The following is a 15,639-nucleotide window of genomic DNA, read 5'->3' as shown; positions in this document are numbered from 1 at the left end:
TTCTCGCAATTATGGTTTTCATAGCATTGATTTCATCAACAAAGAGATTTGCATAACACTTTAGTGTCGGGAGAATGCCTGGTGTTTACGCCAGTTTTTTGAGCTGTTGGACAAATCCGGGATTGCTCTACAGCTAACGACAGTGCGCTGCTTGGGAACACTTCTTTCTGATCCTCTTCAAATTCCCTCAATTATCCGTTTTTACATTGCTACGCAGCTGAACATCCGTCCAGCGCCGTCACCTGTACCCGCTTTCCAGCGCCCACCTGAGCCGTTCTCGCGGTGCTTTCACTTTTTTTGCGATATGCTGATAAGGTGTCACACTCATTCCCGATGGTCCCTCCCGCCGGATACGGGTCACCATGCAGTACTGGAACGCATCGGGTATCGCACTGACACCCCTTTGCAAACTCCGGACGCAGCCAAAACACTTACTATTGAAAAGCACGTTCTTCTGACTGAACAGTAGTTCGTCGTGCAGACCAGCGAGCAGTTGTGGCGTGCGTATCAACAGCAGTCGAAAAGGCAATTCGAAACTGGTCACGTAATCAACATTCAGCAGGGCAATGCGCAGACGAGCTTCCGCTCCGGCTTTTAACTGACGGCATTCGTCCAGCACCTCATCCCACTGTAGGGTCAACCGGGGCGTTTCGTCAGCGCACGAGAACGGGTATTTCCCAAGAGGTAATCAATTCGCTCCACAGGCATTTCCCCTTTACGTTAACGTGATGCTGCCTGAGCTCAGGGAGCCTGCACTGCATCACCAGACGCTTCCGCTGACGGCACCAGCGCCAGTAAACACCCGCCAGCATGGTGCTCATGAATGATATAATGCAGCCCACGCGCATCAAACGCAGCACCAACAACACGACCCTCTCCGGCAACGACAAACTCCACTGGCGCGGTCTGCTGGCCCTGTTCGTTAAAATGGTGGTGCAGTTCGGATTTCCTGACCAGCAATGCAGAGATATTCGCATATTCGGTATACAAGGATCCGGGAACCCACTCCTCATCAGTTACCACCTCGTTAATCCAGCCTCGGGACCGCAGATATTCAATGGCATGCGTCAACCGGAACAGGTCCGACTGTTGCATCACCGGCTCAGTGCAGAACTGCCACAGAGAGTCCAGCTGCTTAAGCAAGCCGGCTGTAGGACCTCTCTGTCGCCCAAGGCGAAGCAGGCTGTCAATATCCGGCGCCACTGAGCGGGGAAAACGACGTTTTTTTTGCGCGTCGGCCAGCCAGCGAACCAGGAAGGTATGGATGGTCAGCGGTGACAGTGCCTGTCCCTCCTGCTGCGCAAGGCGCAACGCCATCAGTGCGCACCATGCGAGATGTGCCAGGTCAGAGACCGTCTGTTCAGGGGGTAAGGTATTGTGCGTCTTTTTCATGCAGCGAGTATATCAGCAGAGTGTGTACTGGAAAAATCCCCGAAGGGAACCGGCCCGGGTATTAACATCCTTTCTCACCTCTATACCAACTGCACACTCATGTGCTGATCACCCCGTTCTCGCCGTCATGACGGGCAAGGCCATGCCCTGAACCATCGACTGGAGCGCGATGTGAAATCCCCCTGCGTGGAACGGTTAATGACAAGCGGTGTAATATCCACCATGCTTTCATACTCCCCTCCGTTACCCTTTGCCAGGCACCACGGATGATGCCACTGAATGCCTGCAGAACGCTTTTAACAGGTTGTGTAATGGGCGTCAGCGTATCAAGATTCATCATCAGTACCATTTTACATCCCGGTGCACTGGCCGCTTCCCATATCCAGCGTAATAACGTCGGGGGGAGTTCCGGCGTGCCTGCTGGCGTTGCCACGAATAACCGGGTCAGACTCCTGTTCTGTGTAGAGGGTCCGACGGATGCCATCGGTAATGGCAGCGCTGCTTGCTGATAATACAACCCAGGACATTTTGCGTACCATGCTGGCATCGTTTCTGAGCATCCAGCCAGCTCTGGCCCACCTGTAGTGGTGACAACTACAGAACCACGACCTGCGATAGTGGAGCACCCCATTGGCAGTGCTTCAGCGAAGAATCTCGCAGGTTCTCTACCTGAATAGCTCAACATTGATGTTATATCGTTAGGTAAATAATAATCGCAGCATAAACCAGGACGCTCAGCCATTATGGCTGAGCGTCCTTTCCTTGTTATTTCCCCTTTTAAGAAATTAACATTCGATATTATCGGAAGCTACAGATGAGAAAGAAAATATTTAGACTGAATGTCGATGTTCCACCACTCAATGCTATTATTCTCGAATGTCAGCTAAGAGCGAAGCGGAAGTTACCCCCCCCCCCCGGACATTAGCATCGACTTACACAAGCCCATCCCAATGCGACAGCTTTATATTTGTAAGATGCTCTTCCTCAAGGACAAACGCCAGGCTGTAACGAGCTCGGGTAATAGCCACGTACAGTTTTTTTCTCGACTCCTCCGTTTTATCATTGTCGAACACCCTGAGGTTGCCGCCTAGATACTTGAGATGTTTCTCCGGTGATATAATCAGGACACGATCGAAACCGAGACCTTTGCTGGAGCCGAAGATGTGACAGGTCAGCCCTGGCGGCAAATAGTCTCTCCCCATGGACGATGACCATCGCAAACCCGAGGCTTGAACGTGGCGAGATAATCGCTCACCTGCGAAGGCTTGATGACGAAGGCACCGTAGTGACATCACCAATGTGACACCCCGTCACCACCTCACCGCATTGCTAGACCCCTAACGAAGCAATTAACACATTCCCTATTGACACCTGCCACCACCCTTTGAAATTGTTCCATGCCTGTTCTCCGATGGGCACGGCGCAGCCTGATGTCTCTCCCAGAGTTTCAGGCTGCGCCACCTAATCGTGACTAAAACCAACAATACTGTCCGCTCCGCAGCGCGTTCATAATAGAGGCTTTGGTCTCCACCCAATGGCAGCACCCTGCGTGTCATCGGTATACGCAGTAACCAATCGAGTAACTTACTGCGCTCTGGGTGCTGGGTGCTGGGTGCTGCTGCCATAGTTCGCAACCAACCGTTACACCCTGACATCACCTTCCCATTGACTCACTTATACACTCGTTCATACATTTGCATCGCTCTCCTCAGGGGGGCAACGGTGCAACCTCGTTTTCCTGGCAGTTAGCGGTGAGGCCCCCTCTATCAATGGTAATACCCGACTGAATTTCTCCAGGGATTGGAAAGTTGTATTTCATAGGTCGGGCGTTACCTCCAAATAATGGCAGTACTGCGAGTGGAATTAGACCTCAGTTTGTCCTCGCGGTACTGTCACCCAAAACGGCAGCTCCAAAAGCAGGGATGCATGGAGTTAATAGCGTTGGGGCTGCCGCCAATAATGCAGTATGGACACCTAAATGCTTTGGAAAATCCTCTTATCCTGTTGGTTGGGATCTAATGCTATTTTCATTATTTTAATATTCATTTGTTTCCACCGTTCAAATAAATCCTGACTTAATTTGGCATAATCGGCCGTTTAATATCTGGCGTAGCATCAACACGGGTCGTCGAACGAAACAAACAGTTGAACCGTAAACTCCCCATTAGCCAGGCCACCGCTCGCCTGGCGGGTATGGGTACATTAGCAGATAGGGAGACGAACGAGGAGATACTGCGGGAACCGTGGGAAAGTGCGGATGATTGTTCGAATCATGAACCCGAGCAACAGCACTACCAGACAGTAAGTAAGCCACCATCCCCCGGCCCTGACTTCCTGGGTCAGAACAAGAAACCAGGGACTCAGAGCAATGGATGAGCCAGTAAATCACGATGGAGGTGGTCACCGTCATCTGGTAATTACCCGGTTTTTGGGTGGTGTCCCTGTGGTACACAGTGTTGCACCTAACAGGACTGGCTTTTTCGTGATGGTTTGACCTGGCTTCACGTCATCGATTTTCGTGGTAGTCGTCCCGTCAGGGGGGGATAACATTCGAAGCGCTCGCATTACACGTCGACGTGCCATCGCGGGTACCCACCATGAGTTCCACAATCTCTGAATGCTAATAGTCTGTTTCCTGGTGATTCATAATCTCAAAAACGTTGCGATGAAAATTCTAACGTTACCCACGGTCCGCATTTTAAACGCAATGCATAGGGTGCCTGATGACCGTCGTCACAAAACACAACCAAATATGACTGAATGTAAATTTTATGATAGAAAAGAGCGGACATAAGATAAATCCTATGAAATAACAGATGACCCCGCCACATTGCCGGAACGTTCCACTTGGGGTGGCAGCTGTCGGTTAATTCACCTCACGGTTTCTAACCATTTGGTATCGCTTGGTATTATTTGCACAGGGGCCTTAATGAACCATGATCTTACCACCGTGGCGGAAAGCCACTCCCCGCCATTGGCACATTCCGACCCTGCCCGGCAACGTACCGTTCTAAGCGTGCGTAACCTGAGCAAATCCTGGCGCGGGCAGGCCCCCGTCCTGAGCAACCTTAGCGTTGAGTTTTATGCTGGGGAACTGACCGGCGTCATTGGCCGTTCGGGCGCGGGTAAATCGACCCTGCTCCATATTCTGAACGGAACCCTCCCTGCTGGCGGAGGAGAAATCTTCAGTTATCCAGAGCAGGGGAAGCCGCTTGAGATCACCCAATTAACCGGCCGCGCATTGCATGCCTGGCGCAGTCGGTGCGGCATGATTTTCCAGGATTACTGCCTCGTCCCGCGTCTTGATGTCCTGACAAATGTCCTGCTTGGTCGACTGAGCCAGACCTCCACGCTCAAATCCTGGTTTAAACTGTTCCCCAAAGCTGACCAGCTGCACGCTATTTCATTGCTGGAGTGGATGAACATACTGCCGCAGGCGTTGCAGCGTGCGGAAAACCTTTCTGGGGGTCAGATGCAGCGCGTGGCCATTTGCCGGGCGCTGATGCAAAACCCGGAGATCTTACTTGCCGACGAACCCGTAGCCTCACTTGATCCTGCCAACACCCATCTCATTATGGACGCGCTTCGCGACATAGCCGAACAGGGTGTCTGTGTGGTGGTTAATCTCCACTCTATTGATATTGTTAATCAATATTGCACACGGGTTATTGGCATAGCGGGTGGCCAAATTATTTTCGACGGCCCGCCAGAAAAATTGGATCAGGGCATCCTGCTCCAGTTGTACAACGAAGAAAAAAGCTAACTGCATTTTTTATTCAAACGGGGAAGATAATGACACAGCACTTTTTTACTCGCGTAGGGTTTTCTTGCACCATTCTGGGTATGGCCCTGGTATGGCAGGCCAGTGCAGCTACGCAACCGTCAGTATTAAATCTGGGGATTTTAGGCGGACAGAACTCAACACAACAAATCGGCGATAATCAGTGTGTTAAACGATTTCTGGAGCATGAGCTGAAGGTCGATACCCGCTTACGCAACGCGTCGGACTATACAGGTATCACTCAGGGTCTGCTTGGCGGCAAGGTCGATGTGGTGCTGAATATGTCCCCAGCAGCCTTCGCTTCGGTATATATCAGGGATCCCGACGCGGTCGATGTCATTGGAATAACTGCCGATGATAAAACCGGGACTCACAGTTATCATTCGGTCGTGGTGGTTAAAGCCGACAGCCCGTACCAGTCTCTGGACGACCTGAAAGGTAAACCCTTTGCTTTTGCCGATCCTGATTCCACTTCCGGTTATCTGATCCCTGACTACGCATTCAGGAATAAACTGGGCGGTAATGTGGATAATCAGTATAACCACTTCTTCTCCAGTATTACCTTCTCCGGCGGGCATGAGCAGGATATCCTTGGCGTACTGAACGGGCAGTTCGCCGGCGCAGTCACCTACAGCTCAATGACCGGTGAACACAACAGCGGTTATAGCGCAAGCGCCTTCCACGCGCTAATGCGTATGGGCTACCCGGACCTGATGAAACAGATCCGGATAATCTGGCAATCTCCCCCCATTCCAAGCGGACCGATCCTCGTCAGCAACGCCCTTCCGACAGAGTTTAAAGCCAAAGTGGCCGCCGCTATCAAGAAACTCGATACAGACGATCATGCCTGCTTTATCAAAGCGGTTGGGGGACCATTACATATCAGTCAGGGGAGTGTGGCTGATTTTCAGCTTATCATCGACATGAAGCGCGAATTGCTCAGCACCCGTTAATTCTTTTCCAGATCTTCTCGGCGTGATGGCCGGGAAGATTGCATTCCAGGAAATCATCGCCCGATGAACAGTGCCCATACCGAATTTGAACGTTACTATAAACAGGTTCGCTTACGACAAAAGCGGGATAGTCTGGGCATGTCTGTTCTGCTGCTGACACTCTATTTTTCCGCTGGCCACGTTGCCGAATTTAATCCCCTCACGCTCTGGCATGCCTTACCTGATTTAGCGAATTATCTGTCTGACACCCTGCCGGTGCTTCACCTGGCGGACCTGTTTGCGGGTTCCAATATTAAGGGGTCTCTCGCCTGGTGGGGATATCGTCTGCCAGTACAGTTGCCACTGATCCTGGAAACACTCCAGATGGCACTGGCCTCAACCGTTATGGCCGTCGTTATTGCCATCCCTCTGGCGTTCCTTGCAGCCAGCAACGCGGGCACTGTTTGGCCGCTGCGCCTTGCCATACGTACACTGGTAGCATTCCTGAGAACCCTGCCGGACCTGGCGTGGGCGATGATGTTTGTGATGGCATTGGGTATCGGTCCGTTGGCAGGGACGCTTGCGTTGATGCTGCACAGTACGGGTAGCCTGACCAAATTGTTCTATGAGGCGGTAGAAAGTGCTCAGGACAGGCCGGTACGCGGGTTGAAAGCCTGTGGTGCGTCAGCGCTGCAGCGGGTGCGTTTCGCCCTATGGCCACAGGTGAAGCCGATTTTTCTCTCCTACGCGCTGATGTGTCTGGAAATCAACTTTCGCTCCTCAACCATTCTTGGACTGGTGGGGGCAGGCGGCATAGGCCAGGAGCTGATGACTAACATCAAACTCGACCGTTACGATCAGGTCAGCATGACGCTATTGTTAATTATTATTGTGGTGTCCCTGCTGGACAACCTGTCCAGTCGGCTACGCAGAAGATTATTGTACGAAAATCAAATGCCACCCAGGCAGAGTCGGCTCGATCACATGGCCCTACTCCGGGCTCAGCTACACTATTTGTGTCGTGTGGGAGGACTGGCATTAGCGGGTTTATTGTACTTCTACTGGTTTTTCTCCCGGTACGGCATCAGCCCCGACCAGTTCAGTGCTGGCATCGGGCAAATCGGTCTTTATTTGCAACGGATGTTTATTTGGCAGAATTTTACTGACTGGCCGTTAGGTTATTACCTGACGCAGATCCTCATGACTCTGGCGATTGTCTTCACCGGCACACTGACTGCGACGGCAATTGCGCTTCCGCTGTCATTCCTCGCGGCGCGTAATATCATGCAGGGCCGGTTGTCCGGGGCCGTTGCTCTGCTGATACGTCGCCTGTTGGATATACTGCGCGGGATAGACATGGCTATCTGGGGATTGATTTTTGTGCGTGCCGTGGGTCTTGGGCCGCTGGCGGGCGTGTTGGCCATTATCATGCAGGATACCGGGCTGCTGGGGCGCCTGTATGCTGAAGGGCATGAGGCTGTGGACCGTGCTCCCGGAAAGGGGCTTGATGCTGTAGGTGCCAATGGCCTGCAAAAGCATCGCTTCGCTATTCTCACCCAATCTTTTCCGACACTCTTGGCTCTAAGCCTGTTCCAGATTGAATCCAACACTCGCTCAGCCGCCGTCCTGGGCTTTGTTGGCGCAGGAGGTATTGGCTTGGTCTATGCTGAAAATATGCGACTGTGGCACTGGGACGTAGTGATGTTTATCACCCTGGTGATGGTCATGGTTGTGATGGCAATGGACACACTCTCAGCCTGGCTGCGTCGCCGCTATATTGTGGGTAATACAGTACCGTTGTTTAAAAATGCCAGTGGAACAAACGAGAAGTAAGGCACCTGCATGCGTGGGTAGCGCAGACTGAAGCGCTGCTGAAACAGCGTGAACAGGAGAATGATCATTACAGCCGTCGATAGCGCGATATCAGGTTATTTATTGCCTGCCCGCACTCATGTAAATGGGCTCTCCGGTCGCTCAGGGTTATCCCTTCATCGCTGACCGGAAAGCCAATAATGGACCGCCACCGGGGTCTCGAACCCCGCACCTGCAACATCAATGTCACCGGCTCTGTCCTGCTGAGCTAGTGGCGGTCTGTGTATCCTTAGCACGGAGGCGGATATTACGCACGGAAAATTACCCCTGCAAGAGCCAGGGGTTAACAATGAGTTTCAACTGAATACCAGATGTTAATGAAGGCGTCATTTTATAACAGGAAACCTGATAAACAGGACGACGGGACGTGAGAGAGTAAAGATCGGATTCTGGTATAATGAATCATCACGGGGCACGCTACACGCTGCCGCCGCGGTAAGTCGGAACCCGACGGGTTGTCCCCGTCAGTGTGTCGAAGGTATCGGTTTCTTAGTTCGTAATTACCGTCCCTGACCTGCGCAGTATCAACACATCAGCTGCAATACGCTCTCCCCTCAATCAGAACAGACAGCCCAGCGCCGCCACCTTCACTGTACGCACCTTGCTTGCACATTTGCTTAGTCATGTAACAGTCCTCTCGGTTCAGCATGGTATGCAGACGACGATAGCCATAACAGCGGTAGTTGCTGTGATACGTACCTCTGCATATTTACCCTCCGACCGCAGTGCTGCACGATGATAAAAATAGCTTCTGCGGGCAAGCTGCAATGCCCTATACCTGCATTAGTTATTACACATTGAGGACCAGCCCTTAATTCAGCGTTTTTTTTCTCACTCCAGCATTGATGGATTACAATACAAACTCACGCTCAGATCACAACAATCAGGATCCAATAGAACAATCAGGAAGATATCATGACTTACATGTCGCGAGAGAATGCAGAGTATATAGTCTGTCAGAGAGGCTGGCTGTCAAAAATGCCTCAAACATTCAGAAAGCGTTTACTGCAACATGCCCTGCTTTTAAAATTCGAAGCGGGCCAGAGCATCTTTAAGCCTGGTGATCCCGCAGAGGGAATTTATGGGTTGGTCGCCGGCACAGTGATTGTCAGTACAGCACCGCCTGACTCAAAACCGCGCCTGATCCACATCGCACTACCTGGTGGCTGGACGGGGGAAGACAGTTTTATGACCGGACAACCGCGGCGGATTGAACTGGTCGCACAGAGTGATACTTGGGCGATGCATGTTCCATTGGAAAGCATGGAGAAAATGGCCCTAGACGATCCAGAAAATATCCGCGCCTTCGGCGTGATTTCAATTCTGGCGTCAGATTCTCTACTCAGAATTGTGCATGACTTGCAGAAAAAAAGTGTCAGTGCCAGGATCGCCTCTGTTTTACATCGCATGTGCTGGACAACCAATATGTCGGTTTGTGTCTCCCAAGAGAACCTCAGTATCATTGCGAATACATCAAGAAAACAAGTCAACAGCACAGTCCAGCGATTTGTTTCCGCAGGCTGGATTGAGATCAGTTATCGCTCCATCACCGTGACTGATCCTGCTGCATTACAGCAACACGCGGAACAAATGAAATAGAGATAGAGGGCATAGACAGTGATGACTTATCCACACTCTAAAAATGATGGCACCTGTATCATCGTATTCCTTATTACGCTAAAACGCAGGTGTAGGGGCCGCTTCCCTATTTCCGTTCGTTGAAGTAACTCTGAGGCATCGGGTATTTACGACAACTCTCTCCGTACATAACGTGCAGATAGCGAATAAAAAATGCCAGTTAACCTTACTGGCATTCGTTACGACCTGAATACCGATGTTTTATGACACATCAGGTAAAAACATATGCCTGTCACAAAAAAATTGTTATAAAACTTTATCTAACAGGAGGCTGTCTCAATGCCATCACTTATTCTAATATACGTTTCAGAAAAGCACCCAGCCAAAAAACAATAGCAATATTAACCCAGTGAAAAATCCCACACACCCAAAAACCTCATCTCCGTCGATGGGTCCTTTCACGGATTTAGCAAGGAAAAAATAACACGGAACCTCTTTACCATTTGTGAAGAGGACATCATCAATTCACATATTTTTATTGTCATTTAAACACTAGAACCCTCAATAAACCATAAGCAAGGTTTATATAAACCCTCATTATTATTTATCTTAGATAATAAATATTCGCCACAGATGAAGATACCGACGTGCTTTTAATTTCCTAGTTCATGACGCCCTCTTTTTCGGGTTCAAAGATTACGTTCCCCTGCCAAAGGCGGGAAAAACGCGCAGCATTGCCAGCAGTATAATGCACCGTATGGCGGATATTACGATGCCCCAGATAGTCTTGTATCAACCGCGTATCCATTCCTTGCTCTGCAAGCTCATACCCACAGGCATGTCGTAGCATATGAGGATGGACATCGAAAGGTAACTCAGCCAATCGTCCATATTCCCTGCATAGCATATAAAATCGCTGCCGAGAGAGACGTCCTCCTTTGCGAGAAATAAATAACCATGGTACCCCATGAAGGTTTACCATTTTATTACGCATATTCAGCCACAAGACTAGTGAATTTATGGCCTGCGGATGTATGGGATGAACGGTACTGAATCCGTTTTTTAAACGCCGTATACTTAATCTCCCAGCGGATAAATCCAGGTCCTCCAGTTTTAGCCCTGTTAGCTCACTGGTCCTGAATCCGTGTAAATAGCAAAGGAGTAGCATGCAGTAATCCCTTACACCGTTTGTTCCCCCATATACCTTTCTAATTAATTTACTCATCTCATTTCGTGTTAGATACAGTCTTTCTTGCATGATTCCCCCTGTGATAAATAAATTAATCCTTCTAAATAACTCTTGTATTATCATTCAATTAAAAAAGCACATTGCAAACCGGACGAGTTATTATATTTACTTTAACCCTTTATATATTGTTCCCACCCTTGCCTTAAGCATCAAGATGTCGTCGCAGTCAGACTCATGCCGTTACATTGTGAGCAAAGCCCTCCTCAACCTTTAACGATTCTAAAGAATGCCACTCAACTCGATACCCCCTTCATTTTTTGCTTGCTTAATATACTTTTAATACCTAACTTCTCCGTTAAAGACTGTGTCAAATCGTACAATTGGGAGGAAAAATGCCAAATATGTCGCGTAAGACAGCCGAACGTTTGATCTGCGAAAGGGGTTGGCTATCTCACATGCCAGAGCCATTCAGGGTTCGATTGTTGCAAAATGCACTACTTTTGAAATATGAGGCTGGCCAGATTATCTTTCGAACAAGTGAGCCGGCAGGCGGGATCTATGGACTGGTCGCAGGCACAGTGATTGTCAATACAGCCCCCCCTGATTCAGCCCCCCGCCTGATCCACATCGCACTACCTGGTGGCTGGACGGGGGAAGACAGTTTTATGACCGGACAACCGCGGCGGATTGAACTGGTCGCACAGAGTGATACTTGGGTGATGCATGTTCCGATTAAGACAATGGAACAGATGGTTGCATTAAACCCAAATGACATTCGTGCTTTTGGTACGATTTCAATTCTGGCGTCAGATTCACTGCTTCGAATCGTGCATGACTTGCAGAAAAAGGATGTCAGTTCCAGGATCGCATCCGCATTACATCGAATGTCTTGGGCAACAGACTCCCCGGTTACTGTTTCTCAAGAAAACCTCAGCATCATTACCAATACGTCACGTAAGCAGGTGAATAACGTGATCCAACGCTTTGTTGAAAAGGGGTGGGTAGAAACACGTTATCGTGCCATCACCGTCACCAACCCTGTTGCATTACGGCAATATTCAGAAAAAGACGTTACAGAGTAATTTATTGCGAACGGGACAATAGCAGGTCCACCCAGCTTTCCCTGTAACAGGGAGTGCAAGGTTCAAACTGCACCCTGCAAACCTGCGGCTAGCAGAAACCTTGCTTACCGCTAACGAACACCAAGCAGAATGTGATCACATTAGCCACATTGGGGATAGAGATAAATAATGGTACAGATGTTGCGGAAAACTGCAGAAAGTATAATGCGTCAGCGAGGCTGGTTGTCTCAAATGCCTGAAGCCTTCGTGCTCAGGCTGTTACAGCATGCACAGTTGGTGAAATTCGCTCCCGGGCATGTCATCTTTAGTCCGGGTGACCCTGCTGGAGGGATCTACGGCTTTGTTAAAGGTATGGTGATCATCAAAACGGCCCCGCCCTACTCGACGCCACGGCTGATTGACATTGCCGTGCCAGGTGACTGGACGGGTGAAGACAGTTTCATGACGGGTAAAACGCGCAGGTTTCAACTTGTTGCACATAGCACATCATGGATGATGCATGTCCCGCTTACTGCACTGGAACAAATGGCAAAACTCAACCCAAATGACATGCGTGCATTCAGTGTAATTTCAATTCTGGCGTCAGATTCTCTACTCAGAATTGTGCATGACTTGCAGAAAAAAGATGTCAGTTCCAGGATTGCATCGGTATTGCACCGCATGTCCTGGGCGACAGACTCTCTGGTGACCCTGTCTCAGGAAAATCTCAGTATCATTGCCAATACATCCCGCCAACAGATTAACAGTGTTATTCAACGCTTTGTCGATGAAGGATGGATTGAGAAAGGTTATCGCTCCATCACTGTCATCAATCCCGTGGCGTTACGACAACATGCAGAACAAGACATTTCAGACTGAAGGATACAAGAGCCGACGCTCCATTGACGGGTTTCATTCGTATTGGCACAAGCTCACTCGATAGCTAAAGTAAGGACGACTCCCCCATGTGAGGAATGCAACGAGCAGAGGGAATTTATATTGTCGCGCCTCATGGCCATGCGCCATATTTGCCCCAAATAAATTTGCCCTCAATGTGAGATACAGGTACCGAGGGCAAATATCCTGATTGTGACGCCCCTACACCGTTACTGCATCGATAACCGTGCAAAACCTGCTGGCCAGATGATAAAATACAACGTTCCCTTTTAACCCACTGCGCTATCGTAAGGGGAAATGGTTCATTTAAATGGGTATTGGCCTTAGCAGCCAAATCATGACATCTGGATACCCCATTGTGCCGAACAACACTGTATAGCCAATAAATGTACATCAAGGAAAAGATATACCCTTTCGTTGTATCACGTCCTTCTGAGATGCAATACCCAACATCAGTCAAAGAGGATTTTTATAGCCATAGCTAGACTGTGCGTGACAGCAACAAATAGATGAGTACACAGACGCTATATCGCTGGCACCACAGACTGACGTTCTTAGATGCGCCGTATTTATCCGCATAGTACCCCGCTTTCGGTTTAGCACGAATATACAATGGTTGAGATCGCGATCCCCACGAGTACGCACCCGCACATATGAAGAGGTACTTTCCAGCTACTCCGGGTTAACCCTTCATCGCAGGCCGGAAAGCCTAAATGGAGCGCCACCAGGGTCTAGAGCCTCGCACATGCAGCGTTAATTTACCGGCTCGATCCTGCTGAGTGAGTGACGATTTGTGTATTCTTAGCACGATGACGAATATTACTTGCCTGTCAGTACCCAGACAATCGCGCTTCATTAACAAAATATTTCATCTCACCTCGTAATGTTAAAAACATCGAAATATTATTACAAATAAACTATGGGTGAATATACACTATCGGTACCTCTGAATGACCCATAGTCATGCGAGTAAATAGGGAGTGTTTATCTCGTTGAGCCAGTCCTTCAATAGTCCAGAGTAGAGGTATCAAAGCACACACCCCATCGCTGATGATACTCCTTGGCATAATAATACCGTTAACAGTGGCCCAATCCTCACCCACAACTATCCACCGCCCTGGACTGCCTCCCAGTGTACTTCAAATACTAGGAATAAAGGGCGTCCAGCGTAACTGTAAGTTTTCAGGTTGTAGCCTCTGGAACACTCTGTTAATCATTGTTATCTTTATTTTTGAATTTAAAAAAACATTTTATACAATGAGATTACTCTTTAATTTTTTAACAAGACGATGAAGCGATACGGCTTCAGATAGGGAAGTTTAGTTAATGACGCAATCCTTGCACACTGCACGCATTTTTATCGGCTGCGACCCGAATGACTGTGATCTGGAACAAATGATGGTTCTGGAGTACAGCCTGCGTAAACATGCCTCAATCCCTGTGGAAATTGAATGGATGCGGTTATCACGAGATCCTGCCAGCTTCTGGCACTCTAGCGGAACTGGCGAGGGCTGGCGTACTGATTGTTGGGCAACACCTTTCTCCGCTTTCCGTTGGGGGATCCCTGCCCGCTGTAATTTTCAAGGCCGTGCCTTCTATACTGATGCCGATGTTTTGTTCCTCAGTGACATTGCCGAAATCTGGCATCATCCAATGGCGACGGGGAAAGTCATGCTAGCAGCGGGTTCCGGTTCAGCACTACGATTAGGGGAAGTGTTGTGGGACTGTGCTGCCGCAGAGGCTCTGTTACCCCCGTTGAAAAAATTGCAGTGCGACTTGCGCGGACATAAAAGACTGCAGCAATTCTTTGAACAACATCCTGAATACATCGCAGTTCTCGCACCAGAATACAGCAACCTCGATGGCGATGACTTGCCACGCGAATCGCTAAAAGCATTGCATTATTCTGCGATGGGTAGCCAATTCTCACACCGTTTTTCGTTACCTCGCTTACAGGCTGAAAACCGCAGCCACTGGTTCGACGGAAAAATATACCGTCACTATCGTGACGATTTGCGGGAGTTGTTTGATCAGTACTATCATGAGGCATTAATGGCAGGTTATACACTGGAACAATACCGTAATCCGCAGCCATTCGGTCATTTCAATAAACAATCGCAAAAGGTCAATGACGGCAAAACGGTGTCTCGCAAGAAACGACTGCTTCTCAAGCGCATTTTCAGCCGGTCACTTGGCTAAAGTGCGGTGGTAATGCTCATTCCATCACCGTGTTCTTGAAAAAGCGTCATGGCTTCTCTGAATAAAGCACCAATATATGAGGCTAACTGTCTCTTTAGATAAGCATGTACCCTACAGAGAAAATACCCTTGCTTATTCGCCCGATATCCGCAAAGCCGTCTACACCACGAATTCCATAGAGCCGCTGAACAGCGCTATCCGTGCGGCTATCAAAAAACGCAAAGTGTTCCCGACAGATGACTCAATGCGGAAGGTAATTTATCTGGCAATCAAGCATGCGTCGAAAAAATGGAATATGCCGATCCAGAACGGGTAACTGGCAATGAATCGTTTTATTATCGAGTTCGGCACCTGAGTACTCACCTTTAACGAGTGGGTAGTTACGCAGAATTACGGACACGCTCAATTATTCGTAACTAACTAATTTATCTTCCCCTTCAAAATTCAATAAGAAAGTTTACTCACCTCGTCGAGAACACTCAGCAGAGTCAGTGACATAGGCTGTTATTCGATTACCCAGAGACCGCGCACCTGACACGGTCTTCTTGTCTGTTCCTATTTTGAGAGCACTAGGTTGAATCACCCACCGGTATGCGTCGTGATGATTTCCAACACACCGTTGATGATGAACTGTACCCCCATGCAAACCAGCAAGAACCCCATCAAACGAGAGATGGCTTCAATACCGCCCTTGCCAACAAGCCTCACAATTGCGCCTGAGCTGCGCAGGCATAACCA

13 protein-coding genes, 1 tRNA gene and 5 pseudogenes are annotated in these 15,639 nt (G+C 49.2%); 11 read left to right on the top strand and 8 right to left on the bottom strand.

Translation table 11 applies throughout. The annotated features are described in order from the left end of the window. Nucleotides 1-109 precede the first annotated feature (109 nt). Nucleotides 110-229, top strand: a pseudogene (locus M2406_RS26550) (DUF4158 domain-containing protein); the annotation flags it as partial. Here the strand turns inward: M2406_RS26550 and M2406_RS23975 are convergent. From M2406_RS23975 to M2406_RS23965, 3 genes and pseudogenes are all read right to left on the bottom strand, one after another. After that, nucleotides 225-708, bottom strand: a pseudogene (locus M2406_RS23975) (DNA-binding protein); the annotation flags it as partial. The pseudogenes M2406_RS26550 and M2406_RS23975 sit on opposite strands and share 5 nt — an antisense overlap. Before the next feature lie 33 nt (nt 709-741). Next, entirely contained in the window at nt 742-1,392 is a 651-nt protein-coding gene (locus tag M2406_RS23970) for a DUF2913 family protein (protein WP_259191659.1), read from the bottom strand. Nucleotides 1,393-1,489: 97 nt separating this feature from the next. Then, the gene (locus M2406_RS23965; protein WP_259191658.1) at nt 1,490-1,741 is read right to left on the bottom strand and encodes a hypothetical protein; all 252 of its coding nucleotides are present in this window, start codon (nt 1,739-1,741) and stop codon (nt 1,490-1,492) included. A 125-nt stretch (nt 1,742-1,866) separates the two neighbouring features. Here M2406_RS23965 and M2406_RS26545 point away from each other — a divergent pair. Beyond that, nucleotides 1,867-1,970: pseudogene (locus M2406_RS26545) on the top strand (plasmid stabilization protein); the annotation flags it as partial. A gap of 354 nt (nt 1,971-2,324) precedes the next feature. Here M2406_RS26545 and M2406_RS26540 read toward each other — a convergent pair. Further along, nucleotides 2,325-2,594, bottom strand: a complete 270-nt coding sequence (locus M2406_RS26540) for a 3'-5' exonuclease (RefSeq protein ID WP_405050633.1) — start codon at nt 2,592-2,594, stop codon at nt 2,325-2,327. 1,727 nt (nt 2,595-4,321) lie between these two features. On the opposite strand from M2406_RS26540, the gene phnC reads away from it, so the two are divergent. The 4 genes and pseudogenes from phnC (at nt 4,322) to phnE (M2406_RS23945) (ending at nt 7,938) form a co-directional block, all read left to right on the top strand. After that, nucleotides 4,322-5,155, top strand: a complete 834-nt coding sequence (phnC, locus tag M2406_RS23960) for a phosphonate ABC transporter ATP-binding protein (protein ID WP_259191657.1) — start codon at nt 4,322-4,324, stop codon at nt 5,153-5,155. A 29-nt stretch (nt 5,156-5,184) separates the two neighbouring features. Beyond that, nucleotides 5,185-6,126, top strand: coding sequence for a phosphonate ABC transporter substrate-binding protein (phnD, locus tag M2406_RS23955; protein ID WP_259191656.1), 942 nt, complete (start codon nt 5,185-5,187; stop codon nt 6,124-6,126). 63 nt (nt 6,127-6,189) lie between these two features. Next, a pseudogene (phnE, locus tag M2406_RS23950) lies at nt 6,190-7,035 on the top strand (phosphonate ABC transporter, permease protein PhnE); the annotation flags it as partial. A 24-nt stretch (nt 7,036-7,059) separates the two neighbouring features. Further along, nucleotides 7,060-7,938 carry a phosphonate ABC transporter, permease protein PhnE gene (phnE, locus tag M2406_RS23945; protein WP_259191765.1) on the top strand — a complete coding sequence of 293 codons (879 nt, stop codon included), beginning with the start codon at nt 7,060-7,062 and terminating at the stop codon, nt 7,936-7,938. A 180-nt stretch (nt 7,939-8,118) separates the two neighbouring features. Here the strand turns inward: phnE (M2406_RS23945) and M2406_RS23940 are convergent. After that, nucleotides 8,119-8,195 (bottom strand) — tRNA-Ile (locus M2406_RS23940). 383 nt (nt 8,196-8,578) lie between these two features. Beyond that, nucleotides 8,579-8,751 (bottom strand): annotated as a pseudogene (locus M2406_RS23935) (IS3 family transposase); the annotation flags it as partial. Between the two features lie 141 nt (nt 8,752-8,892). On the opposite strand from M2406_RS23935, the gene M2406_RS23930 reads away from it, so the two are divergent. Then, the gene (locus tag M2406_RS23930; protein WP_259191654.1) at nt 8,893-9,576 is read left to right on the top strand and encodes a Crp/Fnr family transcriptional regulator; all 684 of its coding nucleotides are present in this window, start codon (nt 8,893-8,895) and stop codon (nt 9,574-9,576) included. A 640-nt stretch (nt 9,577-10,216) separates the two neighbouring features. On the opposite strand, the gene M2406_RS23925 is transcribed toward M2406_RS23930, so the two are convergent. Further along, nucleotides 10,217-10,813, bottom strand: a complete 597-nt coding sequence (locus M2406_RS23925) for a tyrosine-type DNA invertase (RefSeq protein ID WP_259191653.1) — start codon at nt 10,811-10,813, stop codon at nt 10,217-10,219. A gap of 323 nt (nt 10,814-11,136) precedes the next feature. Between M2406_RS23925 and M2406_RS23920 the strand changes: the two genes are divergently transcribed. The 4 genes from M2406_RS23920 to M2406_RS23905 all read left to right on the top strand — a co-directional run bounded on the left by M2406_RS23920 (nt 11,137) and on the right by M2406_RS23905 (nt 15,217). After that, nucleotides 11,137-11,826: a Crp/Fnr family transcriptional regulator gene (locus M2406_RS23920; protein WP_259191651.1), complete on the top strand. Its 690-nt coding sequence runs from the start codon at nt 11,137-11,139 to the stop codon at nt 11,824-11,826. A 204-nt stretch (nt 11,827-12,030) separates the two neighbouring features. Next, nucleotides 12,031-12,684, top strand: coding sequence for a Crp/Fnr family transcriptional regulator (locus tag M2406_RS23915; RefSeq protein WP_259191650.1), 654 nt, complete (start codon nt 12,031-12,033; stop codon nt 12,682-12,684). A 1,344-nt stretch (nt 12,685-14,028) separates the two neighbouring features. Continuing rightward, nucleotides 14,029-14,901: a glycosyl transferase gene (locus M2406_RS23910; RefSeq protein ID WP_259191649.1), complete on the top strand. Its 873-nt coding sequence runs from the start codon at nt 14,029-14,031 to the stop codon at nt 14,899-14,901. A 61-nt stretch (nt 14,902-14,962) separates the two neighbouring features. Beyond that, complete coding sequence (locus M2406_RS23905; protein WP_405050634.1) at nt 14,963-15,217, top strand: transposase; 255 nt, start codon at nt 14,963-14,965, stop codon at nt 15,215-15,217. Between the two features lie 263 nt (nt 15,218-15,480). Here the strand turns inward: M2406_RS23905 and M2406_RS23900 are convergent. Continuing rightward, nucleotides 15,481-15,639, bottom strand: a 159-nt coding sequence (locus M2406_RS23900) for a MarC family protein (protein ID WP_310473611.1), incomplete at its 5' end; no start/stop codon positions are given.

Source organism: Serratia sp. BIGb0163, assembly GCF_024809935.1.
Taxonomy (GTDB): domain Bacteria; phylum Pseudomonadota; class Gammaproteobacteria; order Enterobacterales; family Enterobacteriaceae; genus Serratia; species Serratia quinivorans.
The sequence above is the reverse complement of the archived record's forward strand: the minus strand, read 5'-3'. Positions and strand labels throughout refer to the sequence as shown.

Bases quoted from the DNA above. Each gene is read 5' to 3' on its own strand.
- M2406_RS23970 (WP_259191659.1), bottom strand. From the start codon at position 1,392: ATGAAAAAGACGCACAATACCTTACCCCCTGAACAGACGGTCTCTGAC.
- M2406_RS23915 (WP_259191650.1), top strand. From the start codon at position 12,031: ATGCGTCAGCGAGGCTGGTTGTCTCAAATGCCTGAAGCCTTCGTGCTC.
- M2406_RS23920 (WP_259191651.1), top strand. From the start codon at position 11,137: ATGCCAAATATGTCGCGTAAGACAGCCGAACGTTTGATCTGCGAAAGG.
- M2406_RS23910 (WP_259191649.1), top strand. From the start codon at position 14,029: ATGACGCAATCCTTGCACACTGCACGCATTTTTATCGGCTGCGACCCG.
- phnC (WP_259191657.1), top strand. From the start codon at position 4,322: ATGAACCATGATCTTACCACCGTGGCGGAAAGCCACTCCCCGCCATTG.
- M2406_RS23925 (WP_259191653.1), bottom strand. From the start codon at position 10,813: ATGCAAGAAAGACTGTATCTAACACGAAATGAGATGAGTAAATTAATT.
- phnD (WP_259191656.1), top strand. From the start codon at position 5,185: ATGACACAGCACTTTTTTACTCGCGTAGGGTTTTCTTGCACCATTCTG.
- M2406_RS23930 (WP_259191654.1), top strand. From the start codon at position 8,893: ATGACTTACATGTCGCGAGAGAATGCAGAGTATATAGTCTGTCAGAGA.
- M2406_RS26540 (WP_405050633.1), bottom strand. From the start codon at position 2,594: ATGGGGAGAGACTATTTGCCGCCAGGGCTGACCTGTCACATCTTCGGC.
- phnE (WP_259191765.1), top strand. From the start codon at position 7,060: ATGCCACCCAGGCAGAGTCGGCTCGATCACATGGCCCTACTCCGGGCT.
- M2406_RS23965 (WP_259191658.1), bottom strand. From the start codon at position 1,741: ATGGTACTGATGATGAATCTTGATACGCTGACGCCCATTACACAACCT.